The organism is Streptomyces sp. NPDC086835 (genome assembly GCF_044745705.1).
Classification (GTDB): domain Bacteria; phylum Actinomycetota; class Actinomycetes; order Streptomycetales; family Streptomycetaceae; genus Streptomyces.
The window spans coordinates 348538-374621 of record NZ_JBIVAU010000002.1 but is presented as its reverse complement, the minus strand read 5'-3'; the positions used below and the strand labels follow the sequence as shown (position 1 = coordinate 374621).

Here is a 26084-nt window from a genome sequence, read left to right as displayed (position 1 = left end):
TCCAGTGCGCTGTGTGACGAACTGCTCACAGCGTGATGCCGGGCCGCGTAGCGTGAAAGTGGTTCGGGATCCCCGCCCTGAACTGCACCTACACGCGGTGCAGTTGGTACGGGCGCGGGAACCCCGGGGAACGGGCGGTACACGGCACCAGGGACGGTGGGCGATGGGGCAGCGCAAGGACATCGACGGCTCGGCGGGCGTCCCGACCTTCTACGGCAGCGAGTTGCGCTGGAAACGGGAAGAGGCGGGACTCACTCTCCAGCAACTGGTCGAGGGCAGCTTCTACGGCCCCAGCCACCTCAGCGAGATCGAACGCGGCACGCGCCGGATGCCGGCGGAACTGGCCGAGCACGTGGACCAGGTGCTCGGCACGGACGGCTTCTTCCGGCGGCGCTGCGAGGACGTGCGGCGGGCGAAACGGCGGGGCCACGCGAGCTACTTCGAGCGGGTCCTGGAGGCGGAACAGCACGCGGAGACCATTGAGGAATGGTGCCCGACGCTGATCCCGGGGCTGTTGCAGACGGACGCGTACGCGCGGGCGGTGGTGCGCGCGACACATCCTCTTGCCCCGGACGAGGAGGTGGAGGAGAAGGCCAGCGCCCGGATGGCACGCGCACGCCTCTTCGAGGACAACCACAAGACCCCGATGTACTGGGTGATCCTTTCCGAGTCGCTCCTGCGCCAGCCGATCCTTCCGCCGGACCAGACGGCTGAACAACTGGAACACATCGCGGCGCTGGCACGCCGCCGCCGGATCCTTCCCCAGATCCTGCCGTGGAACTGCGGGGCGCACCCGTTCATGCTCGGCACGGCCATGATCATGACGTTCTCCGACGCTCCTCCCCTGGTCTACACGGAGGCACTGCACAGCGGGGACACCATCGACGATCCGGCCCTCGTGAAGGAGTACCGCCGGTCGTACGATTGGCTCAGGGCCGCCGCACTACCACCGGAGGCGTCCCTCGCCATGATCGAGGAAGCGGCTGACGATGACCGAAGTGGCAAGCAACGGGGTTGACTTGAGCACCGCCGTCTGGCGCAAGAGCACGTACAGCAACGGCAGCGGCGGCAACTGCGTCGAGGTCGCGGAAGCGTTCCCCGGCGCGGCCGCCTGGCGCAAGAGCACCTACAGCAACGGCACCGGCGGCGACTGCGTCGAGGTGTGCGACGCCCACACCGGCGTCGTCCCCGTCCGCGACTCCAAGGTCCCGAGCGGCCCGGTCCTCACCGTCACGACCCCGGCCTGGACGTCGTTCGTCACGTCCCTCAAGTCCGAGCCCCGGCAGAGGATTTCGTAGCCCGGTCACCGGATCCAGGCTCTCCTACAGACGCCGTCAGTCCCATCCTTCCCCATCGCACGCCTGATCGTGTCGACGACGGTGAAGCAGGCAGGGCGAGGACGCACGGGATGGCGACCGCCAGGAATGGGTCAGCCGACGCGCTGGAAGAACGGACCATCAGGAGCGAAGTCGCGTGAGCAGACGCCCACGTCCTCGCCCCTCACATACGCCAGCATCCAGTCGCCGAACGACATGGCGTACTCCAGGAACTCCCCTTCGTCGCTCTCGTGGACGAAGACCGACCACGCCTCGGAGGCGTCCATGGGGACCCGGAAGAACATGGTCTCCCCCGATGCGGCCGACCCCCAGGGGAACAGCTCCCCCGGGCCCGTGCCCACCGGTCGGGTCACCATGTCCTCCGGCGCGTGCGCCCAGGCGTCGAGGTCCGACCTGATCAGCCGCCCGAGGTTTCCGTTCGCCACGCCCGGATGAGCGGTGTACACCTGATTGTTGATCCGCACCGGCCCGTACGCGTCGCAGAACTCACGGAAGTCGTCCGGGAACACGATCCCGAGATCTCCCTCGAGCCGGTGCCAGGGAGCCGGGTCGGACCACCCGAACCGCGGCTCGCCCAGCAGCGCCCTGATGTGGTCGAGACTGGCCATGGATCCTTCCCGTGGACGGTGTACCGGCGGTCGGGCGGGCCGGGCCCACCCGACCGGGACTACCTGCCGGCATCGGTGGGTCTCTGTCCGCCCGATGACCAGTCGGCTCACTCGCTACTGCGCCGGGCCACCGAGAACCGTCACGCACGGGGTGGTTACCCTCTGCTGGCCGCCCGGCCGTCGGGTGGCGAGGAAGGGGCGTTCATGCGGCAGCGGAGAGCGGGAAGTGGCCTGAGAGTCGCGGCCTGGGTGCTGGTACCACTCGGGCTGGTCCTGATGCTGGGTGGCATCGGGTACACCTGGACGAACTACGAAGGCGCCACCGTCATGAGCGAGGCGATGACGCCCACGTACCGTCCGGGCGAGCGGCTGCTCATCGAACGGACGGAGGCGGGCGAGATACGCAGGGGCGACGTCGTACTCGTCGATGTGCCCGACCGGTATCAGGGCAGGCCGGTCCTCCAGCGGGTCATCGGCGTCGGCGGCGATCACGTGGTGTGCTGCGACGGGGGCCGGATCACGGTGAACGGGAAACCGGTCGACGAACCGTATGTGATGCGCGGCGAAGTGAACCCCGGGGCCGGGGAATACGACGTGACCGTGCCGGACGGGCGGCTGTTCCTGCTGGGCGACTACCGGGCGAACTCGCACGACTCGCGTTTCTTCCTCGGCGAGCAGTCGGGCAGCGTCGCGGCGTCCGGAGTGCACGGGCGCGTGCAGAACAATTCCACCGTGCCGGTGGTGTCAGCAGCGCTGGGCATCCTCGGCATGGTGATGACCCTGGTCGGGACGGGCCTGGGGATCGGGGCGTACGTGGCCGGGCGACGTACCCGGCGGCCGACCGAGGCTGTGTCACCGTGGCCTGCGGCCTGAGCCCCGCCCCTTCGGCCCGTCCGCGTGCCGCTGTTCACGGAACGCGCGGCGCGATGAACGGGCTCGGCACCTGCGTCCACACGACCAGGCGACCATGATGAGCCCCAGGTGCACGAGACACAGCACCCGGGCGCTGCGCCACCTTCGGGCCACGGCGGCCATGGCGGCAAGGGACACCACAGACCCGACCGAGCAGACAAAGGCGCCGGCGGCCGTGTCGGGGTCGCTGGTAGCGGTCGTCCGGGCGCCCACGGCGGGCAGGGCCAGCACCAGCAGGAACAGCGCGACGGCGTAGAGACCTCCCGCAGCCACTGCGCGCAGCCACAGGCCGGCTCTCGCGCCCGGCGCTTTCGCCCCGGTCGCGGCTTCTTCCCCGTTTCCCCGCAGCGGGACCGCCCCCTCCCCCTGACCACCACAACGCTTACATCCACGAGCGGCTTGGGGTCCACCGTGTCAGACACCACGAACACACCCACGCACACAACGGAGCCCCACCAGTGGATGGTGGGGCTCCGCCGGTCGGTGGTACCCCCGGTCACCAGGACAGGAGATACCACCGCGTTCACTGTCAGGGGAGGAACTCCCAGAACGGGCCGTCAGGCGCGCGGTCGCGAGAACACAACGTCACGTCCCTACCCTTGAGATAAGCCAGCAACCATTCGCCGAACGTCATCTCGTAGAGAGTCCAGGCCGGACTGTCGAACTCCTGGACAACAACGCGCCAGGGCGACGACGGATCATCGGGAACACGAAGGAATATGGCTTCCCCCGTCGTGGCCGTCGCCACCGGCATCAGTTCCCCGGGCTTCGCTCCTACCGGACTGGGCAGGAACTCCGCCATGTCCTCCTCGCGCCAGAGCTCGAGATCTCCCCTGATCATCGTTCCGAGATCGTGCAGAAGATGGACGGCGGGATGCTTCAGATACAACTGTCCGTTGATCTCGATCGAACCGTATGCGTTCACGATCTCATGGAAGTCCGCGGGGAATTCGATACCGAGCTCCCGCTCCAGTTCGATCCATGGCGCCGGGTCCGACCAGTTGAACCGGGGTTCGCCCAACAGGGCTTGGATCTCTGAAAGCGTTGCCACGCTCATATCCCTTCCAGCGCTTCGAGCCGATGCCGGTCCTGGTGTTCACCGCCGTGGACGAGAAGGCTTCCGCCTCCCCACCCCGCCAGTCGCCGGCCCTCGGGCCACGGTCAGCGAGAAGCCCCGCCGGAGACCGGCGGGGCTTCCCGTTTCATCGCCTTGACGCCGGCGATTCCGAGGCGTCCTGCCAGCAGGACGCCCACATCTTTCCCACCTCAGCCACGGACTTCAGGAACGGAACCCTGACGTCTCATCCCAAGGGATTCCGTGCCATTCCGTCAAGGCGTAAGCCATGAGGCGGTCATTGAACACAGGATCCGTCACCCCACTGAGAATAGTGGTCAACATCAGATCCTTGCCGCGGGTGGCATCTTCTCCCAATGCGGAACGTGCTTCCTCGAGGAAGATTTCGAGAATCTCACCCCCGACGCTCACTTGGACGTACTGCTCGAGGACCGGTTCGGCAGGGCGGGAAATACGTACCGTGCTGCTCGCCCAGCCCTCTCCCTCGTTCACCTCACCGCTGGAGACGTCCACATCCTCGTCGCGCAGGTGAGTCAGAAGAACGTTCAGCGCCTCCCGTGGAGATCGCCCTCCCGACTCGCCGAGGGCGCCGCACTCGAAAGCCATTCTTCACTCCTCCGCACATCAGTCGTCACAAACATAGTTGACGACGATCCCGAGCCTTTTCTCGAGGTACCTGTCCTTCAGCGCCGGGACGGGCTTCGGCGTGCCGAACAAGTAACGCACCGCCAGGGCGGCACGAAGAACATCTGGGAAAGGCTTTTTCACGGAGAGGACCAACTGCTTCCATTCAGCCACTTCAACGAAGGCATCCCATCCAAGTAGGCAAGATCCTCCGAGGACACTCCGGAAACGCTCACACCTGAGAAGCCTTCCCTGTTACACCAAGGTCTCCTGAATTCCATCGCTGGACCGATGTCCGCAATAAGCGTTTCACTCATGAAGATTCGATGGCCCGGGCGAGGCCACCTCTATCCCCCGAAGTCAACCTCGCCCATTGGCGCCAATATTTCCGACACAAGCTCATCAGGCACTTGGGAACATAGGCGACTAAAACTAGCTGAAGCCGCTGCGGCCGAAATTGTTTGGCTGCCGTCGCCGCCGCGCCGATGCCCGGGATCGCTGCCGCCATCGACAGGGCCGCGTCCGCGTAGTTGCCCTCGGCCGCGTACCAGATGCCGTTGGCGACGTCCGCGACCTCGCCGATCACCCCATGTCATAGGTGCCGGAGCCGTCGTCGCGACGTGCCGCGTTGTAGCGGTAGTCGTTGTACTGCTCCTTGTCCGGATTCGCAGCGTCCGGCTTGTCCGCGCCGGTGAACTGCTTCTCGTCGTCGGAGCCGTACACCGAATAACCGTACGTGGCGCGGGCGTTGCCGTCCTCCTTGCGAAGACGCTGCCAGCGGAGCGGCCCGCACTATGGGCCGCTGGGTGACGGAGCAAACCAGCCCACATCGTGGCGCCTGTCGCCTCTCTTCGATCCGCCAGAGGTGCCACCATCGGGGGGCTTGGACTTGGCGAGCCTACTCGGGGAAGAACGACCTGATGGGGTTCTGTCTGGCCTCGATCCACCATGCCTCGAAGTCCTGTCGGCTGATCTCCTCGACTGAGAGACCGTCCTGGGCGCAGAACTCCACGAAGGGAGGCATCGGATCCTTGTCGAGCACGAGCCTCCCGTTGCCGCCGCTCGCGTCTGCCCACTCCACGCGCTCGTCGTCGTAGTAGGCCAACTTGCGCACCTCGAATCCTTCGGAGCTGATCTCGCTGATGGTCTCGAAAGGTTCATCGCTTCCGCGAGCCGACGAGTACGACACCTGCACGAACCAGGCCTTCGGTTCCGCCCCTTGCCTTCGGCGCAACTCAGCGGCGAGTGTCTGCTGGAACCGGCGATGACGCACGCATTCGGGCGTTTCACCGCCACACGAAGGCCAGTCGCAGGAGTCACCACACGGCCCGCTCGGCGTCTTCCATCCGAACTCCGCGACAAGCTCGGCCAGCACCCTCCGTGCCTCCGGGAACTTGCTCCTCAACAGCTCCAGATGGTGGGAGAGCGCCGAAGGGTCCGTTTCGCTGCGCTCGATGGCCTGGGCATCGGCCGCCTGCCAGGAACGCTCCTCCTGGGCAAAGGCAGAGCCGGACAGCGTGAGAGCGGAGACTCCCCTCGCCCGCGCCAGGCACGCGTCGAACGACTGCCACAACGACTCCGCGCTCAGGTCCGCGCGGGTGGTCGCCAGGTAGTACCTCGGCCATTGGGCCTCGCTGGCATTGATCGCAGCGGTTGCCATTTCTGACTGCAGATACACCGGGCTCTCGACATCGCGTACATCAACGGATGCCTCACGGTAGTCGTCGAGAGTTATCAACACCTCATCAGGAACCGGGGCTCCCGACAAGGACGCTTCCACAACGTTCCTCACTGCGGCCTCAATAGGCGATTGCAACGCATCCAGCAGTGGCAGCATGCGAATCAGGCTGTACACTCCGTGATCCGCGGCCAATTTCTGCATCTACCGTGTCACCTTACACTCTGGTTGGACTCTATACCGGCTGCGCAAATCGCTGAAGTTTATCACCACATGCGATTTCCTGCCCCATGTGCTGGTGTGGGCCGGACCGGCGACCGCCGATCCGACCCACACCTGATGGCGTCAGCCCAGGAGAGAGGCTGAGTCAACGCCCTAGAGGTCCTGCTGTCCTACGACCCGGACCAGAAGTTGCGATTCACTGCGGTCCGCCATCCCGTATAGGTAGGAAGAGCCGCTCGGCCCTGACCGACGGTGGTCTGAACCATGCCGGGCACCCCCCTCACCGCATCGAAGCATCCGGGGCACATGCGGGTACTGGAGGCAATTCCGAGAAGGTCGTAATTGTCCCCGAGTGCCCCAACAATCGTTGCCTCCGCATGCCCTTCCCCGAATTTGTACTCCTCGCCAGGCCGGAGATTATTCTTCACCGTCGCCGGCAGGTCGGGGTTGTGGGTCGCCACCCAGTCCTCATACTTCTTCGCGTTCTTGTTCCAGACCCGCGCGACGGCAACCGTGGCGTTGCCACCACCGCTGGCGTTATAGACAGATTTCGCCCTCTCGTAGAGGTGCTCTACGTCCTTCCGATCGATGGACGGGCAATTGTGTACGAGAGCCGACGCCTCACCAGCGGCCACGAAATACGTGTGGACGCCCTCGACTGTGAGGTTGTGGACACGCTCACTTCGATGAGCGTCATCGATCGCGGTGATCTGGACCCAGGTGCCGGCGGAGGTCTGGAGCCACATGCCGGGCTCGAGGTCCTCCGCGTTTACCCACTTACCGAAGTCCGGCAACCAGAACGGGTGCTCGTCCGTGGCCGTGATGGTCTCCGGCTTCGCATCACCGTCCTTGCCGTCGGGGTCGACGGTGAGGGTGATCAGGTGCTTGACACCGCTGTGGTTACGGGTGTCGGTGATCTCGCGGATCTGCAGGTCGCCGGTCTCCGGGTCGGAGGCCAGGACGTACTCGCCCTCCTTCAGGTCCTCGATGTTCTTCGTGGACCCGTCGGCCATCAACACCTGCGTGCCGGGGACGAAGCTGTTCGTCTTGCAGCTCGTCTTTTCCTTCTTGCCGGAGGCCTTCCGGTGCGTGCCCTTCTCCGACTTGGGCTTGGGCTTGGACGCATTGGGCTTCGCCGCAGGCTTGGGCTTCGGGGCGTTCTTGCCGCCCTTCACCGCGTCCGCGGCCTTCGCGCCCTTCTTCGCGTACTTGGCCGCCGTCGCCGCCGCGCCGATGCCCGGGATCGCTGCCGCCATCGACAGGGCCGCGTCCGCGTAGTTGCCCTCGGCCGCGTACCAGATGCCGTTGGCGACGTCCGCGACCTCGCCGATCACCGGCACCATGCCCGCCACGTCCAGGGCTGCGTGGCCCACGTCCGAGAGCGAGACGTCGAAGCCGAAGAGGTGACCGTCGAGCTCCACGAAGGAGATCGGGTTGCCGCCGGCGAACGCGTACCGGTTGCCGGTGTACGGGTCGGTCGCCAGGCCCATGTCGTCCAGCGCGCCGCCGTACATGTCACGCGTCAGGAACCGGTTCAGGCCCGGGTCGTAGTTCCGGAAGCCCATGTCATAGGTGCCGGAGCCGTCGTCGTGACGTGCCGCGTTGTAGCGGTAGTCGTTGTACTGCTCCTTGTCCGGATTCGCAGCGTCCGGCTTGTCCGCGCCGGTGAACTGCTTCTCGTCGTCGGAGCCGTACGCCGAATAACCGTACGTGGCCCGGGTGTTGCCGTCGGCCTTGGTGATCGCCTCCACATCACCCTTCGGGTGGTAGAGGAACTGCGAGTACTCCTTTGTCGCATCGGTGTTGTGCTTGATCTGGGTCAGCTTCTGGCCCCACGGCGAGTACTGGTAGGACTTGGTCGCCTTGCCGGCGACCTCCTCCCGCAGCACCTTCGACTCCATGCCCAAGTACGTGAAGAGCGTGGTCTTCCCGCCCGTCCCGGACGTGGTCTCCTGCGCCGTACGGTCGAACGCGTCGTACACGTACGACGTCGTCTTCGCCGCCGCACCCGTACCCGCCGTGTGCTTGGCGATCCGGTCGAAGCCGTCGTACGTGTACTTCTCCTGCACCGACCCGTTCGAGGACACAGTGTCCAGGCGGCCCAGCGGGTCGTAGTTGTACGTGGCGGCCACACCGCCCCCAGCCGTCTTCAGCAGACGGTTGCGGTCGTACGTCGACGTCGACGTGACAGTGCCCACCGTCTGCTCGACGATGTTGGAGTTGCCGTCGTACGTGTACTTCTCCGTACCCGCCGCGTCACCGGTCTTGGTGACCGTGTCGATCCGGTCCTGCGGGTCGTAGACGAACGTCGAGACGGTGTCCAGGTAGTCCGCCGCGTTGTCGGCGTTCATGACCTTGGACGTGTCCTTGGAGCGGTTCCCGTTCGGGTCGTACTCCAGGTCGTGCGAGGCGACGACGGTGCCGGTGCTCTTCTTCTCCACCTGCGACTTGACCGCGCCGTTGAGCCAGTAGGCGTAGTCGACGGTGTTCCCGTTCGGCTTCGTCTGCTTCAGCGGCTGACCGCGGTCGGTGTAGGTGAACGTGCTGATCTGCTGGTTACCCGCCGTCGGCGAGTCCGCGTTCGTGATCTTGTTGATCATGTCGCGGACGTCGTACTCGGCCTTCGACCACGTCACGTCGTGCGTGGTCTCGACCGGGTTGCCGTTGACGTCGTAGGCCAGCGCGGTCGTGTTCTTGACCGTCGTGCCGAGCTTCTCCTCGACCTTCGTGAGCTGGTTGAGATCGTCGTAGGTCATCGCATACGCGTCGGCCTTCGCGCCCGGCGAGAGGTCCTTGACCTCGGCCAGCAGACCGTTGACGTCGTACCGGTAGGTGAAGTCCTTCTTCTCGTTGTCGGTCTCGCCCGTGTTGGAGCGGACGAGCTTGAGACCGTCGGCGACGACCGTGCCGTCGGCGTTGTCGGTCAGCGTGACCTTCTGGGTGCCGGACTCCGTGAAGGAGTACGAGCCCAGCGAGACCCACTCACCGGAACGGGTGGTCTGGTTCACCGGCTTGGTGACCTCACCGCCCGCGTGGGTGATCTTGAACGGGGCGTTGGTCGCCGCGCCGGTCACGGCACCGTGCCGGACGAAGACCTCGTACGTGCCGTTCTGCGGGATGTTCAGCTGCCAGGTGAACGAGTCCGTGCCAGTGCCCTTGGGGTGGGTGCGGACGTCGTAGCCCCACTGGCCCATGGCCTGCGACGCGCCCCAGCTGCCCTGCGCCGCTGTGTTGTGGACGTCGCTGGAGTCGACGACCACGACCTGGTTGCCGACCGGGATGCCGTCGTCGGAGCGCGACTTCTGGTTGCCCGACGGGTAGAAGTCCCACGTCATCGTGCGCTGCGACGAGCCGCCGGCCGAGGTCAGCGTGTTCTTGGTCTGCTGGCCGAGCGCGTTGTAGTCGTACGACGTGGTGATCTCGAACGGGTCCTTCGCGGACTTCGTCCACCCGTTGTCGTAGTAGGTGTACTCGGTGTCGTTGCGGACCGTCTGCCCCTGCGACGGCGGCGCGGAGACACGCTCCAGCTGACCGACCGTGTCGTAGAAGAAGAAGGTCTTGTCCGGGGTGGCGTACTTCGCGTTGTCCTTGTCGAAGGGGCGCAGCTGCTCCTTGACCCGGTTCAGCTCGTCGTACACCGTCTCCGATGTGAAGTCGGTCGCGTCGTCGGTGGTCTCGACGCCGCGCGGGCTGATCTCCTTCGTCTGGTTTCCGACCTCGTCGTACTCGAAGCGGGTCGTCCGGTACGTGATGACACCGGAGCCGTCCTTCGAGTACGGGACCTTGATCTCCTTGACCAGGCCGCGCCGGTCGAAGACCGTCTCGCTCGTGTTGCCCTCGGCGTCCGTCGCCTTCGGCGAGCGGCCGTCGAGGTCGTACTCGACCGTCGTGAACTTGCCGGCCGCGTCCGTCGTCTTCGTGACCCGGTGGTTCAGGTCATAGGTGTACGTGGTGGTGAAGTCGGCGGTGTCCGCTGTCGCGTTCTTCTTCGGGTCGATGACCGTGACCACGTTGCCGACGTTGTCGTACTCGCTGGAGACCTTGTCGCCCTTGGCATTGACCACCGAGACGGGCTGGTAGATCTCGTCGTACGTGTAGGTCGTGGTGTAGTCGCCGACCGTGGCCGTCAGGTTGCCCTTGGGCTCGGTGACGGTCTTGACGTTGCCGACCTTGTCGTACGTCGTGGTCGTACGCCGCTCGGGATCCGTCGTGACGTCCTTCGGCGCGAGCGAGTCGGTGACCTGGTCGGCCGCGTCGTACACCGAGGACGACTCGGCGCCGCTCGGCGTGAAGACCTTCAGCAGGTTGTTGTTGGCGTCGTACTCGGGCGCCGGGGTGGTGATGTAGACGCCTGCTGCCTGGTCCTTCGGCTGCTTCTGCTCCAGCGGGCGGCCGAAGTAGTCGTAGGACTGGGTGACCTTGGCGCCCTTGGCGTTGATGACCTCCTTGGTGTTGCCGCGCTCGTCGTAGACGAAGTTCGTGGAGTTGTTCAGCGCGTCCGTGATCTTCGTCGGGTAGCCGTGCGGGCCGAAGCCGAAGTACGTGGTGGCGTGGCCGTTCGCGTCGGTCTGCTTGGTGGGCTGGCCGTACGCGTCGTACTCGGTGGTGGCGGTGTAGTCACCGGCCGTCGCCGAGGCGACGCCCTCCGGGTCCGTCACGGACGTCTGGTTGCCGAACTGGTCGTATCCGAACTCCCAGATGTTGCCGAGCGGCGAGGTCTTGCGCCACAGGTCGGCGGAGTAGCCGTCGATCCGCGTCGTGTACTCGAACTTCGTCGCATTGGCCGGGTAGGAAGCCGGGTTGCAGTAGTCCGTCGGGTTGAACTGCGACCAGGACTTGGTGACCTCCGCGTCCCACGTCCGCAGCGGGTAGCCCGTCTTCGGGTCGTAGCAGGACGCGGTCTTGGCGCCGTTGGCCTGCTCCATGTAGACGACGTTGTTGTCCGCGTCCCAGCTCAGCTTGGTGGTCTGCGACTTGGCGTTCGTCATCTGCACCGGGCGCGCGAAGTCGTCCAGGACGTGGTCCGTGGCGCGCGACTCGGCGTCGGTGACCTTGGTGTCGGTGAACTTCGTGTTCAGGACATTGGGCTTGTACGCGAAGTTCGTGGCGAAGTTCCGGCGATCGGTGATCGTCTTGGTCCACCAGTGGTACTTCGGGTCGTCGCCCACCTGCGGTGCGTAGTAAGCGAGGGAGGTCGCGTTGCCCCGCGGGTCGGTCGCCTTGACCAGCTTGACGTTCTTGTTGCCTTGCGTGGCGTCGTAGGTGAACTTGAACACCTTCGGCTGCGACCAGGACTCACCGTCGATGATCTGACCGAGCAGACCCTTCGTGGTGTAGTAGAACGTGATCTTCCGGCCCGAGATGTCCGTCATGGACTTCACGTGGTCGTAGATCTTCGAATTGGTCAGGTTGGTGCCGGAGACCTTCGCGCCCGTGTCGTCGATGTACTGGTAGGACGCGTCACCCTTCTTGTAGTACTCGAGGGTGAGGGTCTGACGGCCGGCCGGGTCCGTGATGTACGTCAGGAACTTGGTCGGCTTGTTGTTGGACTTGCGCTCCTCGTACGTGAACGTCTGCGTGTTGCCGTCGTTGTCGACCGCGGACGTCATATAGCCGTCGCAGCCGAACAGGAACCGCGTGCCGTCGGGGCGCGTGAGCGTCCAGGCGTCCGGGACCGGGTCCGCGGTCGGCTTGCAGTCCAGGCCCGACTTCTTCGTGAGCTTGAAGTGGACGCCCGCAGGCGCCTTCCACACGCTGTTGACGCTGTCCCAGCGGAAGACGTGCGTGGTGCCGTCACCGTCGGGAAGCCGGACCTCGGTGGGGTTCGGATTCGGGTGGAAGTCCAGCGGCGCGCCGAGGCGCGTCGGGCCGGAGACCTGCGCCGACCAGCCGTGTCCGAGGACGGTGTCCGAGGTGTCCAGGGTGTTGTAGGCCAGACGCGCGAAGGTGTTGAGGCCGCGACCCGGGTTGTTGATGGCGTTGTACTGCCACACGCCGTTGCCGGACGCCAGGTTGTTCATGAAGCTCGAACCGGCGCCGGTGTTCTTGCCCGTGTAGCTGTAGAACTTCTCCAGACCCAGCGTGTTCGACGTCGGGTCCTCCACCGCCACGTTCTGCTTCAGCGAGGGAATGCCGCCGGTGCCGGCGGACAGCCAGGTGCCGTCGGCGATCTTGCGGACGTCCCAGCCGAGCACGTACTCGTTGCGCTTGTTGCCCGAGTCGGAGTTGATCGGGGTGGCGACCTTGGCCTGGATGGTGGCCGACTTGCCCGGCAGCAGGGCCGGGATCGGGGTCTCCAGCTGGTTGCCGCCGGTGGTCACGTCCGTGCCGTCGGGGAGCTTCCAGGTGTAGGAGAGCTCGCGCTCACCCGCGGCCCACGCCGAGGACGTGGTGTTGGTGACCGTGAACTCCACCGTGTAGGTGGTGTTCGGGGTCATCCGGGCCGGGGTGGTGGGCGCGTAGTACGTGTCCTCCGTGGTGGAGTCGACGTAGATCACGCGCAGCAGCGGGCGCAGCTGGGGGTCGGGCGCGGCGGAGGACAGGAAGATGGAGCGTTCCTGCGGGCCGGCCGTGGACTCGTCCTTCAGCTTGATCAGGGTGCCCTTGTTGCTGGTGGGCGTCTTGACCCAGCTCTGGGTGAGGGACGTGGCGTCCCACCAGTGACGGCCGAGGTCGGTGTTGAAGGCCGGCACGTAGTCGGAAACGACCGAGGAGTGGTCACCGCCCGCCGTGGTCCACGCGGTGGTGGAGTTGGCGTTGTTCCAGGTGGCCTGGGTCTCGGTGAAGTCCCGAGTCAGTCCGTGCAGGTTGTACTGGGCCTTGGTCGTGGTGGTGCGCTCGGTGAGCGTGGACCACAGGAAGACCCGGCTCTCGAGCACCGTCGCGGTGGTCGGGATCGTGGTGGTGGGCCACTTGATCACCGAACGGGTCTTGCCGTAGGTGCCCGAGTTGTTGCCGACCGTCAGCCAGTCCTGGCCGACCGTGCCCTGCTCGATGGTGTTCAGGTTGGTCGTCGGCTTGGCCGAGGACAGCGTGGTGTCGGTGACACCGGCGCCGGCCTGGATGAGCCGCATGGTGCGGCCGGCCTTGGGGACGCCGACCACGCGGGTCGGGGAGCCCAGCACCTGGCCGTCAGCCGTCTTGACCGCGATCTGGTAGTAGTACGACTTGCCGATCTCCGCGCTGCTGGAGTCCGGGGTCGGGACCGCGGTGGTGTCGGTGTAGGTGGTCGCCGTCTTGGCGATCGGCGCGACCAGCGTCGCGGCGGAGGGGGTGAACACTTGCTGCGTGGAGCGGTGCAGCTGGTACTCGACGATGTCGAGGTTGGTGTCACCGGTGGTGTTCTTGTACGCAGCCCAGGACAGCTCCGGACCGGTGCCGTGCACGACGGTCGGCGAGTCCAGCGAGGTGCCGACCTTGCCGAAGGTGACCGTCAGGCGCGGGATGGTGGACGTCTCGCCGCCGTAGTCGTAGTCCCCGGCCTCGTACTGCGGACCGCCGAGCGGCGCGGTGGAGGACTCGTCGACGGCCTTGATCACGAAGCCGTAGTTGGGCGAGGTGCCCGAGACCCACTTCTGGACGGTGTCGCCGACCCGGAAGTTGTGCCACTCGTTGTACTCGCCGATGTCCTTGCGGATCTGCGCCGGGTTGACCAGCCGGACCCCGTCGGCGATGGTCCGCTTCGTGGAGTCACCGGTGTCGCCGAGGACGATCTTGCCGGTGTTGCCCTTGGCGAAGTTGATCTGCGCGGTGCCGAGCTGACGCCAACCGGTCGTCCCGGTGGCCTGGTTGACCGTGAAGTTCGCGGCCGGCTCGGCCGACGTCACCGTGTACGGGGCGGCCGTCGCGCCGTCCGCCTGCACCGGGGTGTGGACCTCGACCTTGTAGTCGGCGGCCTCGGGGACCATCGGCTGCCAGGTGTACGACTCACCGGTCGCGGTGTTCTTGTTGTACGCGTAGTCGCTCGCGTGGCCGGTGCCGGTCACCCGCGGCCACTCACCGACCGCGGCCGTACCCGTGTCACCGTCGTCCATCAGGACCGTGGTCGCCGACTGCTCGCCGACGAACGTGCTGGTCTTCTCCCACGTCGCCGTGGTCTCGTCCCACGCGCCGGTCGCCCGGCGGACCTCCACGTCGACGTTCGTCGAACCGGAGGTGTGGACCTGGTCGAAGTACATCGACAGCTGCGCGGTGTCGATCTTCGAACCGGCCGGGATCTCGTCCAGCGGGAACTTGATCAGCGACCGGGCGATGCCCGTGCTGCTGGTCTTGCCCGCCGACATGTCCCATGTGCTGTTGAAGTTCGTCGTCGGCGCGTCCGAGCGGACCATGACGTCCTGCGACTGGGTCGGCGACGGCGCGATCGTGATCGTCGGGTCGATCACCACCGGGTACTGCCGATCCGGCGCCGCCAGCCACGTGGCATCGGGAGTGACGGTCAGCCGCCACTGCTTGCCGTGCCGGGACAGTTCCTGCGACACCTTCGCGCTGTAGGACGTGCCGTACGGGGACGCCTTGTCCTTCTTCGCATCCGTCATGAACGCCGGCGGAATCACCAGCACCGGGTTCGCCGGGTCCTCGCCGAACAGGGCGATCGAACCGTCGGCCCGCTCCTTCGGCTCCAGCTCGCCGGCGTCCAGCGTGAAGACGAACTTCACCGGCGTCTTCGGCGCTTCGGCCAGGGTGATGTTCTCCTTCACCCGGCCCGCACCCACCTGGTACGACACATCCGCACCGGACGCCAGGCCCTTGTAGGTGACCGTGTCACCCTTCGCGGACGGCGCGACACCCTTGGCCGCACCTTCCAGACCGAGCACGACCGCCTGGCCGGAGGCCGTCTCGAAACGCACCAGCTTCGAGGCGTCCGAACCGAACCAGCTGCGGCCGGTGTTCGTCGTGTTCGCGAAGTCGAAGCCCTTCGTGTCCGACGCGCGCACCGTCGTGTCGATCGGCTTCCACGACGAACCCGACCGGTACGACACGGGCTTCGCCGACAGCTCGGCCTCCACCCGCCCGTCCGACATCCGCCAGAACCGCGCCTGCGGCGTGCGCCGTTCCGTCAGCTCCTTGACCCGCTGCGCCGGCGGCAGCTTCTGGCCCTTCGGGAGCTTCTCCCGGCTCGGTATCTCGAGCTTTCCACCGACCGGAGGCTTCGGGTCCTCCTTCTCGTCCTCGTCCGAGAACCAGCCCGCTATGGTGTCGACAACGCCCTTGTCGTCGTCCTTTTCGGGCCCTGACGACGGGGCCGCATATGCGACCTGCGGCAGCAGCGTTCCCGCCACCGCCGACACCACCAAACAGGAGATATATCTCCTGAATGGAACTTTCACGTCATTACCTTTCCGCACTGCGGGCCGAATTCCCGCACGCGGAAGGGGTCCGCACACGGAAAAGCGGCACGCCGAGTAAGCCCCATCGGGGATTTCCGATGCAGCCTGAATCCGTGCCGCTCATCTGCATGTGAGTGAGGATCTGCCCAGCTCACGAGCGCGGCAGGGGATTATTGATCATCGGAGTGACGCCACGTCAAGCGCACGGACATTCAGGGCAACGCGCAGGATCGCCAGTCGCTTCGCCCCTTTTGACCGGTCGCTCGCGCGGCGTGCCGCCCATGGTGTATAACCGCCCGGTTCGACGTCATCCGATGCAGCCGACTAACCGAAAGCCGAGCCCCGCTCATGTCATCCAAGGAATCCACGGAAAGCGCAGAGCCGGAGGCCAAGTCCGACGAGACGCCGGTCACGGAAACCGCTGAAGCGGAGACGACCGGCGCGGAGACGACCGGCGCGGAAAAGGCTCACGCGGAAGCGAACACGGAGCGAACGCCGGACACCGGGACGGTGGACGAGAGCCCGAAGCAGGGCGCCGGCGGCGGCCGGGCCGGAGTGGCGATCGCAGCCGTCCTGCTGCTCGCCTGCGGCGGCCTCGTCGGCTACGGCGTGCTCGACACCGAGGAGAAGCCGAAGCCCCCGCCTGTGCCGACCGCCGCGGTGACGTACGAGGTCACGGGCGAGGGCCCGGTCGAGATCTCGTACCTCGCCCGCAGCGAGGACGGCACGGCGACCGTCGTCCGGGATGCCGAGCTTCCGTGGAAGAAGACCGTCCAGGTGCCCCTGGGCAAGCCGCCGACCATCGCCATCGTCCTCGGCGAGAAGGGCGGCCAGGCGTCCTGCACGCTCGCGATCCGCGGCAATCACGTCCAACGGGCCACGGCCATGGGCGAGTTCGGCCGTGCCACCTGCGCGGGCGAATTGCCCGCCGCCGACAACTGACCATCGCGCACACGATGCGCGTACGAGGTTTACGAGGATGGGCATGAATCCGAGAGGGACCCGCGCGCGGCGGGCGAGAAGAGCACCGCGCACCGTCTGGCTGGCAGCCGGGGCAGTGGTCCTGGCGGGCACGGGCGTGACGGCCGTGGCCGTCACCGGCGGCTCCGGGAACACCGGCGGCGACGACAACTCCCGCCCCGTGAAGGCCCACACGCTGGCGCTGGACGGCAAGGACCCGAAGAAGCGCGAACTCGGCCGCACGGAGACGCAGTTGTTCTCCCTGGTGGGCGTTTCCTGGGAGGACAGCCTCGACGACTTCGAGGGCACGGCCCAGATACGCACACGCGCCGCGGACGGCGGAGCCTGGTCCGAGTGGCGTGATCTCGAATTCGATGTCCGGGCACCGGAGACCGGTGAAGGCAGCGCGTCCGGCGTACGCGGCGCCTCCGAACCGTTGTGGGTCGGCGCCTCGGACGCCGTCGAGGCGCGGGTCGTGGCCGGCGGCGAGGAGACCGCGGTCCCCGACGCACTGCGGCTCGACATGATCGACCCTGGCGTGGCGGGCAAGGACGCCACGCAGACCGTCAAGCCGGGGCGCGGCGTGGTGCAGCCGCAGCGGACCACCACCCGCAAGCCGGCGCCGACGCCGACGCCGACGCCGGCGCCCTCGACCACTCCCGCCACCACCGAGCCCGGCACGCCCGCGGCGACCCCGACCGGCGGTTCCGGCGACACAAGCTCCCCGCCGCCCTCACCGAGCCTCGAGCCGACCCCGAGCTCACCGCCGGAGTCCAGCGATCCGTCGCTGCCCGGGCCGAGCACGGCCCCGACCACCGCCGAGCCCGGCGACTCGTCGCCGCCGGCGCCGTCCTTTGAACCGTCGACCCCTCCTCCGTCCCCGAGCGAGGACCCGGCCGTGCCGACGGCGAGCACGGAACCGACGCCCCCGCCGGCCGGCTCTCCCGAACCGTCGCCCACACAGACCTCCGTGGAGCCGAGCAGCGACCCGGAGCCCGGCACCAGCCCGAGTACCACCGCCACGACACCATCCGTGCCACCGATCGTCAGCCGCGCGGCCTGGGGCGCCGACGAGTCGCTCGTCGCCGACCCTCCCTCGTACCTGAGCAAGGTCGACGCGGTCTTCGTCCACCACACCGCCGGCACGAACAGCTACGACTGCGCCGAGTCGCCCGCCATCATCCGCGCGATCCTCACGTACCACGTGAAGACGAACGGCTGGAACGACATCGGCTACAACTTCTTCGTCGACAAGTGCGGAACGGTCTTCGAGGGCCGCGCGGGTGGCGTGGACAAGCCGGTGCGCGGAGCCCACACATACGGCTTCAACGGCTACTCGTCCGGCGTCTCGCTCCTCGGCGACTACGAGAACGGCGGTACGCCGACCCCCGCGGCCAAGCAGGCCATCGCCGACATCGCCGCGTGGAAGCTCGGCCTGCACGGAGTCGACCCCGAGGCAAAGGTGACGCTCACCGCGGCCGGCGACACGGGCGTCTACAAGAACGGCGAACAGGCCACGCTCAACACCGTCTCCGGACATCGCGACGGCTTCGCCACGCTCTGCCCGGGTGCCACGCTCTACTCGGCGCTGCCGGAGATCCGCCGCACGGCGGGTTCGTCGGTGTACGCGCACTGACCGACCGCCTCGACGGCCGCTTCCCGCCCTCGTGGTGGGGGCGGCCGTTCCGCGTGCCCGGCGCCCCGGCCGGGCGGCCCGCCGCCTCAGCCCGTGACGCGCGCCCGGCGCGAGACCGCCGCGCGCAGGATGCGGCGTCCTTCCGTCGACACTTCGAGCGCGTGGCGCAGGCCGTTGCCGCCGGGCGGCTCCGCGAGGATCTCCAGCACCTGGGCCTGGCGCCGCAACTCCCCCTCGACCAGGGGACCGACGCCGTCCGGCTCGCCTTCGCCCTCGCGGCAGCGCTCGATGCTCTCGGCCGCGCAGTCGCCCATGTCGAAACGCCGGTGCACCTCGAGGGCGGTGACGGAGCAGCCGTCGGCCCACTCGCGCAGGGACGCCACGGCCCAGTCGGAGGGGGCCGCGCCGAGCATCCCCCGTACGAGGGCGGCGTCTTCGTCGCCCGGCGGCGTGGTCTCCATGGCCTGCCGCGCTGCCGCGAGCGCGCCGGCCCACTCCTCCTCACCTCCGGCGAGCCCCGCCCAGAGCGGACGCAGCGTGTCGTCCTCCACCGCGAGCAGCGGCAGACAGCGGTCGAGGCACGCGAGCCCGCTCGCGGCCAGGCCACGCTCATCCGCCTGTGCGATGAGTACCGTCAGGCTCTTGGAGGTCATGCGGGACGCCTTCCGTCGCGGACGCAGTACTAGCCCTTGTACTTGTCTCTACTGCGTCCGTTGGCGCGATTGCGTCACTCCGTGGCCAGAACGTTACCGTCGGCTCGATCCGTACGCACACATATACGCCACGCCTCTGTTACTTTCCCTCCACAGGAACAGGGCCCGCCCGCACGGCTGTTGGCCCGGCCTCGCGGACCGCGGTGTGAGGCCGCACGCCCCCGGGTGGCCTCACACCGCGACCGTCCGCGGCCCCAGGATGTGTCGCACAAGCCACGCGGCCGCCACGAACGGCGGCCGCCCGCGGAACATATGTCCGCGGGACGGCCGCCGTCCAGGAGTCCGCGCCGGTCAGCTCAGCTTCTGCGCCAGCGACTCGAAGGACTCCCAGCTCCGCGACGGCTGCCGCGGGTCCCACAGCTTCTGGGCCGTCGCCTGGAGCGGGCGGCGGATACCGGCCGCGACCTGGTCCTGGGTCTGGGAGTTGGCCAGGTCGCACCAGACCGCGAAGCGGCCGCCCAGGATCTGGTCCGAGTACTTCTCCGGTACGGGCTCCGTACCGCGCAGCACCAGCGGCGTCCACTGCTCGTAGATGCGGCGGCCCGTCGGGTAGGTGAACTGGTTGGGCTCGCCGAGCACGTAGTAGAGGAACTCGTCGTTGAGGTTCACCACGCGGCGGCCCTCTGCCAGATACTCCTGCGGCGGGCGGGCCCCGATCTCCTTGCCCGTCCAGTACTCGACCTCGATGCCCTTGTCGGCGGTGACCGCCCCGCCGCTGAAGAAGCCGTCGTTCCACGCCTTGGGGATCTTCTTCGCCTCGCGTACCACCGCGGCCCGGTCGTTCAGCCAGCCCTCCGCGAGATCCTGGATGGTTGCGCCGTCGCCGTACTTCTGGCGGGCGGCCTGCGCGAGCTGCGGGTAGGAGGCCTGCGGGTTGCTCACCGTGAGGGCCTGGTACTCGTCGGCGCCGACGTGGAACCACGCCCCGGGGAAGAGCGCCGTGTACTCACGCAGCAGGTCGTCGACGATGCGGGCCGATTCGGGCTTGGAGATGTCGATGGCGCCCTGCCGGGGCACACCCTGCGTGTTGCGCAGCTGGAGCTGGGGGTGCGCCCGCATCACGGCGCCCAGGTGTCCCGGGGAGTCGATCTCGCCGACGACGGTGATGTGGAGCCGCTCGGCGAGCGCCAGGATCCGGCGGACCTCGTCCTTGGTGAGGTGCTGCTCGGAGACCACCTCGGGGTGCGAGTCGGACTCGATGCGGAAGGCCTGGTCGTCGGAGAAGTGCAGCCCGAGCTGGTTGAGCTTGAGGTCGGCCATCTCCCGCAGCCGGTCCTCGATCCACCCGGCGGTGAAGTGCTTGCGCGCGATGTCGAGGTTCAGTCCGCGCTGGGGGCGGTCGGGCCGGTCGCGTACGACGCCCTCGGGCATCGATCCGCCGGAGCGCACGGACTGCTTCAGGGTCCGGGTGCCGTAGAAGACCCCGGCCTCGTCCGGCCCGGTGATGCGGACCTTCCCGCCGCTGGTGGTCAGCGTGTACGACTCCGCGGCGCCGTTCCCGGCGAGTGCCAGTTCCACGTCGCCCGGTCCGGCGGCGACGGTGCCCCGATAGGTGAGCTTCAGCTCCTGGGCGAGCAGCCGGCCCTCGTCGGAGAGCTCCTCGCTGCCCTTCGCGACGACGACCCCGCTGTCGGCGGTCCTGCTCCACCCGGGGCCGCGGGCGGCCTGGTGGCTCCGTACGGAGGGAATCGTGGCCGGCGCTTCGGAGAGCGCGTAGCTGCGGGTGGGGCTGGGCGTCGGGCTGGGGGCGGCGGCCCCGGATGTCGTTCCGACCCGGTCGGGCGGTGCGCTGCCGGATTCACCGGAGCCGTCGTCGGAACAGCCGGCGAGCGTCATCGAGAAGACGGCGGCCGAGGCTGCCGACACACCGGCGAGCCGGGTCCTGCGAGAGAGCCACATCGTTCTGATACCTCCCATAAGTGGCGAAACCCCGTAGAAGCACCCCCTCCTGCATCCATTACTTACGGTCAAACTCTCCCGTCCGGGTGAAGTTCGCGTATCCGTCGGACACCCTCGCGTCCAGGTCGATACCGTTACGACACACCCTTCTCTCCCTTCCCTGCCGCCCCGCTGTCCCGTTCGAGGAGTCCCCGCTGTCCAGCGATTCCCACGCCGGCTCCCCGAAGCGACCGCCGACACTCCACCACACCCGGGGCGCGGGCGCCCCTTCTGCCATACCGTCCCAGCGTCGCGCGGAGCCGGGGCTCGAGCACTTCAACACCGCCCCGGCCGACGAGGCGGAAGCGATCGTCCTCGCCTGCTGCGGCAGCCACCGATGGGCCTGGCGCGTGGCCGCACACCGCCCGTACCCCGATCTCGAGTCCCTCCTCGCCGCCTGCGACGAGGCCGGATACGACCTCACGCCCGCCGATGTGCACGAGGCCCTGGCCGGCGAGTCGTCCACCGGACTGCCGCCGAGCGCCCCGCAGGCCGCCCACACCGCGCTTGCCGCCGCGCTCGCCGCCTACGAGAGCAGATTCGGACATGCGTTCGTCACCTGCCTCGACGGATACCGGCCCGACGAGTATCTCGATCAGGTACTGGCCGGTATCCGGAGCAGACTGTCCCACGAACCGGACGAGGAGCGCGCCATCTCCGCGGAGGAATTGCGCGCCCTGGCCCGGTCACGGCTGGCACATGTAGTGGCCAACCATCCGGAAAGCGACGTCGCGGGCGCCTCCGAGGAGTCCGCGGCTTAGTCCGTACGAGGCTGATTGATTGCCTGTTTGATCACACCGGTGGCCCCCGGGCGAACGAACCGACAACACGTCGCTACGATGGCCGGGGCCGGTGGACCGTACCCGGCCGGGCCAGACCGACACCCACAAGCCGGCATGGCCCCAATCCCCGCTCCCGGAGGGTTCTTCCGTGCCGGCTGGAACGCTGTACCGCGGCCGGGAAGGAATGTGGTCCTGGGTGGCTCATCGAGTCACCGGCGTCCTCATCTTCTTCTTCCTGTTCGTACACGTGCTGGACACCGCTCTCGTCCGCGTCTCCCCCGAGGCGTACGACGAGGTTGTCGCCACCTACAAGACGCCGATCGTCGCGCTACTCGAATACGGCCTGGTCGCCGCGATTCTCTTCCACGCGCTCAACGGCCTGCGCGTCATCGCCGTGGACTTCTGGTCCAAGGGCCCGCGCTACCAGAAGCAGATGCTCTGGTCCGTCATGGCCATCTGGTTCGTGCTGATGGTGGGCGCCCTTTACCCCGTGCTCGGCCACGCCGTCCGCGAAGTCTTCGGGAGCTGAGGCCAGAAATGTCCGCTGACACCACTTCCGCCGTCGGTCCCGTCGAGGGAGCGCACGTCTACGACGTGGACAACCCGGCCCCGCTCATCGAGGCCCCCCGCAAGCGCACCAAGAAGACCCCGCGCTCGACCCGCGGCAACTTCGAGATGGCCGCATGGCTGTTCATGCGCCTGTCCGGTGTGGTCCTCGTCGTCCTGGTCATCGGCCACCTGCTGATCCAGCTGGTGCTCGACGGCGGCGTCTCCAAGATCGGCTTCGCCTTCGTGGCCGGCCGCTGGGCGTCCCCGTTCTGGCAGACCTGGGACCTGCTGATGCTGTGGCTTGCCATGCTGCACGGCGCCAACGGCCTCCGCACCGTCATCAACGACTACGCGGAGCGTCCGAACACGCGCCTGTGGCTCAAGGGCCTGCTGTACACCGCCACGGTGTTCACCATCCTTCTGGGCACGCTGGTGATCTTCACCTTCGACCCGAACATCCGCTAGGCACGGGGCTGAGGTAATCCACCCATGAAGATCCACAAGTACGACACCGTCATCGTCGGCGCCGGCGGCGCCGGTATGCGCGCCGCCATCGAGGCGACGAAGCGCAGCCGCACCGCCGTGCTGACGAAGCTCTACCCCACCCGCTCCCACACGGGCGCCGCGCAGGGCGGCATGGCCGCCGCGCTGGCCAACGTGGAAGAGGACAACTGGGAGTGGCACACCTTCGACACGGTCAAGGGCGGTGACTACCTGGTCGACCAGGACGCCGCTGAGATCCTGGCGAAGGAGGCCATCGACGCCGTCCTCGACCTGGAGAAGATGGGCCTGCCGTTCAACCGGACCCCGGACGGCACCATCGACCAGCGCCGCTTCGGCGGCCACTCCCGCAACCACGGCGAGGCCCCGGTCCGCCGGTCCTGCTACGCCGCGGACCGCACCGGCCACATGATCCTCCAGACGCTGTACCAGAACTGCGTCAAGGAGGGCGTGGAGTTCTTCAACGAGTTCTACGTCCTGGACCAGCTGATCACCGAGGTCGACGGCGTCAAGAAGTCCGCCGGTGTGGTCGCGTACGAGCTGGCCACCGGCGAGATCCACGTCTTCCAGGCGAAGGCCGTGATCTACGCGTCCGGCGGCACCGGCAAGTTCTTCAAGGTGACCTCCAACGCGCACACGCTGACCGGTGACGGCCAGGCCGCCTGCTACCGGCGCGGCCTGCCGCTGGAGGACATGGAGTTCTTCCAGTTCCACCCGACGGGCATCTGGCGCATGGGCATCCTGCTGACGGAGGGCGCCCGCGGTGAGGGCGGCATCCTCCGCAACAAGGACGGCGAGCGCTTCATGGAGAAGTACGCGCCGGTCATGAAGGACCTCGCGTCCCGTGACGTCGTCTCCCGCTCCATCTACACGGAGATCCGCGAGGGTCGCGGCTGCGGTCCCGAGGGTGACCACGTCTACCTGGACCTCACCCACCTGCCGCCGGAGCAGCTGGACGCCAAGCTCCCGGACATCACCGAGTTCGCGCGTACCTACCTCGGCATCGAGCCCTACACGGACCCGATCCCGATCCAGCCGACCGCGCACTACGCCATGGGCGGCATCCCGACCAACGTCGAGGGTGAGGTCCTGCGCGACAACACCACCGTCGTCCCGGGTCTGTACGCCGCCGGTGAGGTCGCCTGTGTGTCGGTGCACGGCGCCAACCGTCTGGGCACCAACTCGCTGCTGGACATCAACGTCTTCGGCAAGCGCGCCGGTATCGCCGCCGCCGAGTACTCCGCGAAGTCCGACTACGTCGACCTTCCGGAGAACCCCGCGTCGTTCGTCGCCGAGCAGGTCGAGCGGCTCCGCAACTCCACCGGCTCCGAGCGGGTCTCCGTGCTCCGCAAGGAGCTCCAGGAGACGATGGACGCCAACGTGATGGTGTTCCGCACCGAGCAGACGATCAAGACCGCGGTCGAGAAGATCGCCGAGCTGCGCGAGCGCTACCTCAACGTGTCCATCCAGGACAAGGGCAAGCGGTTCAACACGGACCTGCTGGAGGCCATCGAGCTGGGCAACCTGCTCGACCTGGCCGAGGTCATGGCCGTCTCCGCGCTGGCCCGCAAGGAGTCCCGCGGCGGTCACTACCGCGAGGACTTCCCGAACCGCGACGACGTCAACTTCATGCGCCACACCATGGCGTACCGCGAGGTGGGCGACGACGGCACCCAGTCGATCCGTCTCGACTACAAGCCGGTCGTCCAGACCCGCTACCAGCCGATGGAGCGTAAGTACTGATGGCTACCCCGACCCTGGAGAAGCGGGAAGCCGGCTTCGCCGACTCCCCGTACATCACCGCCACCTTCCGGATCCGCCGCTTCAACCCCGAGGTGTCGGAGCACGCGGTCTGGGAGGACTTCCAGATCGAGATCGACCCCAAGGAGCGCGTCCTCGACGCCCTCCACAAGATCAAGTGGGACGTCGACGGCTCGCTCACCTTCCGCCGCTCGTGCGCGCACGGCATCTGCGGCTCCGACGCGATGCGGATCAACGGCAAGAACAGGCTCGCCTGCAAGACGCTGATCAAGGACATCAACCCGGAGAAGCCCATCACGGTCGAGGCCATAAAGGGCCTGACGGTCCTCAAGGACCTGGTCGTGGACATGGAGCCGTTCTTCCAGGCGTACCGCGACGTGATGCCGTTCCTGATCACGAAGGGCAACGAGCCCACGCGTGAGCGTCTGCAGTCCGCGGAGGACCGCGAGCGTTTCGACGACACCACCAAGTGCATCCTCTGCGCCGCCTGCACGTCCTCGTGCCCGGTGTTCTGGAACGACGGCCAGTACTTCGGCCCGGCGGCGATCGTCAACGCGCACCGCTTCATCTTCGACTCGCGTGACGAGGCCGGCGAGCAGCGTCTGGAGATCCTCAACGACAAGGACGGCGTGTGGCGTTGCCGCACCACGTTCAACTGCACGGACGCCTGCCCGCGCGGTATCGAGGTCACCAAGGCGATCCAGGAAGTGAAGCGCGCCCTGATCACGCGCCGCTTCTGACACATCCTCAGCACGACAGGGCCCGCTTCCCTCGGGGACGCGGGCCCTGTCGTGTCCGTACGGGTACCGGCGCGGACTTCACCCCTGGGGTCCGCACCTGGCAGGATCAGGGGACGTCTGACCTGACGCAGTGGGACGGAAAGCGGGGACGAGAACATGAGCACGCCGAATCCGTACAGGGACGGGGAGCCCGAGTACCAGTGGGGGCCCAGCCAGCCGCCCGGCAGCACGCCGGCCTACGGCTACCCCAACGCCGCACCGGGGTACGGCTATCCGCAGGACCCGGCACCGGGCTACTCGCAGACCCAGCCCGCGGGCGTCCCCATGCCGTACACGGGCCCTCCCGCTCCCACGGGCGGCGCGCCGCTGGTGTCGATCGGGGACATCACGGTGATGGGTGACTCGATCGTCACCCCCGCCGGCACGATGCCGCTCAAGGGCTCGGTGTGGAACGCGACGGACATGTCGCGCACCGAGGAGAAGATCCCGACGCACGCGATCGTGCTCGCGATCGTCTTCTTCATCTTCTGTCTGCTGGGGCTGCTGTTCCTGCTGATGAAGGAGAAGACCACCACGGGCTTCATCCAGGTCACGGTGACCAGCGGCGGCAAGCACCACTCGACGATGATTCCGGCCCAGGGCCCGGAGACGTTCCAGATGGTGATGGGGCAGATCAACTACGCGCGCTCGCTGAGCACCATGTAGTCACGGCCGCGCGG

21 protein-coding genes are annotated in these 26084 nt (G+C 67.3%); 11 read left to right on the top strand and 10 right to left on the bottom strand.

Going from position 1 to position 26084, the window contains the following annotated elements; all coding sequences use genetic code 11:
* Positions 1 to 163 precede the first annotated feature (163 nt).
* A complete protein-coding gene (locus tag ACIPJI_RS07835; protein ID WP_402245053.1) occupies positions 164 to 1018 on the top strand; it encodes a helix-turn-helix domain-containing protein in 855 nt (284 codons plus the stop codon).
* Position 1019: 1 nt separating this feature from the next.
* Positions 1020 to 1298 (top strand): DUF397 domain-containing protein, encoded by a 279-nt coding sequence (locus tag ACIPJI_RS07830; protein ID WP_402245052.1) that lies wholly within the window; start codon positions 1020 to 1022, stop codon positions 1296 to 1298.
* Between the two features lie 131 nt (positions 1299 to 1429).
* Here ACIPJI_RS07830 and ACIPJI_RS07825 read toward each other — a convergent pair whose 3' ends face one another.
* Positions 1430 to 1945 (bottom strand): SMI1/KNR4 family protein, encoded by a 516-nt coding sequence (locus ACIPJI_RS07825; protein ID WP_402245050.1) that lies wholly within the window; start codon positions 1943 to 1945, stop codon positions 1430 to 1432.
* Positions 1946 to 2149: 204 nt separating this feature from the next.
* On the opposite strand from ACIPJI_RS07825, the gene lepB reads away from it, so the two are divergent.
* Positions 2150 to 2818: a signal peptidase I gene (gene lepB, locus ACIPJI_RS07820; RefSeq protein ID WP_402245048.1), complete on the top strand. Its 669-nt coding sequence runs from the start codon at positions 2150 to 2152 to the stop codon at positions 2816 to 2818.
* A gap of 568 nt (positions 2819 to 3386) precedes the next feature.
* Here the strand turns inward: lepB and ACIPJI_RS07815 are convergent.
* From ACIPJI_RS07815 to ACIPJI_RS07785, 7 genes are all read right to left on the bottom strand, one after another.
* Positions 3387 to 3914 (bottom strand): SMI1/KNR4 family protein, encoded by a 528-nt coding sequence (locus ACIPJI_RS07815; RefSeq protein ID WP_402245046.1) that lies wholly within the window; start codon positions 3912 to 3914, stop codon positions 3387 to 3389.
* A gap of 222 nt (positions 3915 to 4136) precedes the next feature.
* Positions 4137 to 4538 (bottom strand): hypothetical protein, encoded by a 402-nt coding sequence (locus tag ACIPJI_RS07810; RefSeq protein ID WP_402245045.1) that lies wholly within the window; start codon positions 4536 to 4538, stop codon positions 4137 to 4139.
* A gap of 18 nt (positions 4539 to 4556) precedes the next feature.
* Complete coding sequence (locus ACIPJI_RS07805; protein ID WP_402245043.1) at positions 4557 to 4730, bottom strand: hypothetical protein; 174 nt, start codon at positions 4728 to 4730, stop codon at positions 4557 to 4559.
* A 139-nt stretch (positions 4731 to 4869) separates the two neighbouring features.
* Positions 4870 to 5142: a hypothetical protein gene (locus ACIPJI_RS07800; RefSeq protein WP_402245041.1), complete on the bottom strand. Its 273-nt coding sequence runs from the start codon at positions 5140 to 5142 to the stop codon at positions 4870 to 4872.
* Positions 5139 to 5279, bottom strand: a complete 141-nt coding sequence (locus ACIPJI_RS07795) for a hypothetical protein (protein WP_402245039.1) — start codon at positions 5277 to 5279, stop codon at positions 5139 to 5141. Before ACIPJI_RS07795 ends, ACIPJI_RS07800 begins: the two co-directional genes overlap by 4 nt.
* A gap of 175 nt (positions 5280 to 5454) precedes the next feature.
* On the bottom strand, positions 5455 to 6393 hold the full coding sequence (locus ACIPJI_RS07790) for a DUF6881 domain-containing protein (protein WP_402245037.1): 939 nt from the start codon (positions 6391 to 6393) through the stop codon (positions 5455 to 5457).
* 233 nt (positions 6394 to 6626) lie between these two features.
* Positions 6627 to 14786, bottom strand: coding sequence for a DNRLRE domain-containing protein (locus ACIPJI_RS07785; RefSeq protein WP_402245777.1), 8160 nt, complete (start codon positions 14784 to 14786; stop codon positions 6627 to 6629).
* 1347 nt (positions 14787 to 16133) lie between these two features.
* On the opposite strand from ACIPJI_RS07785, the gene ACIPJI_RS07780 reads away from it, so the two are divergent.
* Both ACIPJI_RS07780 and ACIPJI_RS07775 read left to right on the top strand, forming a co-directional pair.
* Positions 16134 to 16727, top strand: a complete 594-nt coding sequence (locus tag ACIPJI_RS07780; protein WP_356620643.1) for a hypothetical protein — start codon at positions 16134 to 16136, stop codon at positions 16725 to 16727.
* Between the two features lie 43 nt (positions 16728 to 16770).
* Positions 16771 to 18381 (top strand): N-acetylmuramoyl-L-alanine amidase, encoded by a 1611-nt coding sequence (locus ACIPJI_RS07775; RefSeq protein WP_402245036.1) that lies wholly within the window; start codon positions 16771 to 16773, stop codon positions 18379 to 18381.
* 86 nt (positions 18382 to 18467) lie between these two features.
* Here the strand turns inward: ACIPJI_RS07775 and ACIPJI_RS07770 are convergent, their stop codons facing one another.
* Both ACIPJI_RS07770 and ACIPJI_RS07765 read right to left on the bottom strand, forming a co-directional pair.
* On the bottom strand, positions 18468 to 19034 hold the full coding sequence (locus ACIPJI_RS07770; RefSeq protein WP_402245034.1) for a hypothetical protein: 567 nt from the start codon (positions 19032 to 19034) through the stop codon (positions 18468 to 18470).
* Positions 19035 to 19385: 351 nt separating this feature from the next.
* The gene (locus tag ACIPJI_RS07765; protein ID WP_402245032.1) at positions 19386 to 20993 is read right to left on the bottom strand and encodes a glycoside hydrolase family 20 protein; all 1608 of its coding nucleotides are present in this window, start codon (positions 20991 to 20993) and stop codon (positions 19386 to 19388) included.
* 194 nt (positions 20994 to 21187) lie between these two features.
* Here ACIPJI_RS07765 and ACIPJI_RS07760 point away from each other — a divergent pair, with 194 nt between their 5' ends.
* The 6 genes from ACIPJI_RS07760 (at position 21188) to ACIPJI_RS07735 (ending at position 26070) form a co-directional block, all read left to right on the top strand.
* The gene (locus ACIPJI_RS07760) at positions 21188 to 21793 is read left to right on the top strand and encodes a 2-oxo-4-hydroxy-4-carboxy-5-ureidoimidazoline decarboxylase (protein ID WP_402245775.1); all 606 of its coding nucleotides are present in this window, start codon (positions 21188 to 21190) and stop codon (positions 21791 to 21793) included.
* 169 nt (positions 21794 to 21962) lie between these two features.
* A complete protein-coding gene (gene sdhC / locus ACIPJI_RS07755; protein WP_005313117.1) occupies positions 21963 to 22343 on the top strand; it encodes a succinate dehydrogenase, cytochrome b556 subunit in 381 nt (126 codons plus the stop codon).
* An 8-nt stretch (positions 22344 to 22351) separates the two neighbouring features.
* Positions 22352 to 22828, top strand: a complete 477-nt coding sequence (locus ACIPJI_RS07750; protein WP_307707902.1) for a succinate dehydrogenase hydrophobic membrane anchor subunit — start codon at positions 22352 to 22354, stop codon at positions 22826 to 22828.
* Positions 22829 to 22852: 24 nt separating this feature from the next.
* Positions 22853 to 24607 carry a succinate dehydrogenase flavoprotein subunit gene (sdhA, locus tag ACIPJI_RS07745; RefSeq protein ID WP_307707901.1) on the top strand — a complete coding sequence of 585 codons (1755 nt, stop codon included), beginning with the start codon at positions 22853 to 22855 and terminating at the stop codon, positions 24605 to 24607.
* On the top strand, positions 24607 to 25365 hold the full coding sequence (locus ACIPJI_RS07740; protein ID WP_005313123.1) for a succinate dehydrogenase iron-sulfur subunit: 759 nt from the start codon (positions 24607 to 24609) through the stop codon (positions 25363 to 25365). The genes sdhA and ACIPJI_RS07740 overlap by 1 nt, the downstream gene beginning before the upstream one ends.
* Positions 25366 to 25521: 156 nt before the next feature.
* Positions 25522 to 26070, top strand: a complete 549-nt coding sequence (locus ACIPJI_RS07735) for a hypothetical protein (protein ID WP_356620639.1) — start codon at positions 25522 to 25524, stop codon at positions 26068 to 26070.
* The last annotated feature ends 14 nt before the right edge of the window (positions 26071 to 26084 follow it).

Bases quoted from the DNA above. Each gene is read 5' to 3' on its own strand.
- ACIPJI_RS07835 (WP_402245053.1), top strand. From the start codon at position 164: ATGGGGCAGCGCAAGGACATCGACGGCTCGGCGGGCGTCCCGACCTTC.
- ACIPJI_RS07825 (WP_402245050.1), bottom strand. From the start codon at position 1,945: ATGGCCAGTCTCGACCACATCAGGGCGCTGCTGGGCGAGCCGCGGTTC.
- lepB (WP_402245048.1), top strand. From the start codon at position 2,150: ATGCGGCAGCGGAGAGCGGGAAGTGGCCTGAGAGTCGCGGCCTGGGTG.
- ACIPJI_RS07815 (WP_402245046.1), bottom strand. From the start codon at position 3,914: ATGAGCGTGGCAACGCTTTCAGAGATCCAAGCCCTGTTGGGCGAACCC.
- ACIPJI_RS07810 (WP_402245045.1), bottom strand. From the start codon at position 4,538: ATGGCTTTCGAGTGCGGCGCCCTCGGCGAGTCGGGAGGGCGATCTCCA.
- ACIPJI_RS07790 (WP_402245037.1), bottom strand. From the start codon at position 6,393: ATGCTGCCACTGCTGGATGCGTTGCAATCGCCTATTGAGGCCGCAGTG.
- ACIPJI_RS07785 (WP_402245777.1), bottom strand. From the start codon at position 14,786: ATGGTCCGCTCGGACGCGCCGACGACGAACTTCAACAGCACATGGGAC.
- ACIPJI_RS07780 (WP_356620643.1), top strand. From the start codon at position 16,134: ATGTCATCCAAGGAATCCACGGAAAGCGCAGAGCCGGAGGCCAAGTCC.
- ACIPJI_RS07775 (WP_402245036.1), top strand. From the start codon at position 16,771: ATGAATCCGAGAGGGACCCGCGCGCGGCGGGCGAGAAGAGCACCGCGC.
- ACIPJI_RS07770 (WP_402245034.1), bottom strand. From the start codon at position 19,034: ATGACCTCCAAGAGCCTGACGGTACTCATCGCACAGGCGGATGAGCGT.
- ACIPJI_RS07765 (WP_402245032.1), bottom strand. From the start codon at position 20,993: ATGTGGCTCTCTCGCAGGACCCGGCTCGCCGGTGTGTCGGCAGCCTCG.
- ACIPJI_RS07750 (WP_307707902.1), top strand. From the start codon at position 22,352: ATGTCCGCTGACACCACTTCCGCCGTCGGTCCCGTCGAGGGAGCGCAC.
- sdhA (WP_307707901.1), top strand. From the start codon at position 22,853: ATGAAGATCCACAAGTACGACACCGTCATCGTCGGCGCCGGCGGCGCC.
- ACIPJI_RS07740 (WP_005313123.1), top strand. From the start codon at position 24,607: ATGGCTACCCCGACCCTGGAGAAGCGGGAAGCCGGCTTCGCCGACTCC.
- ACIPJI_RS07735 (WP_356620639.1), top strand. From the start codon at position 25,522: ATGAGCACGCCGAATCCGTACAGGGACGGGGAGCCCGAGTACCAGTGG.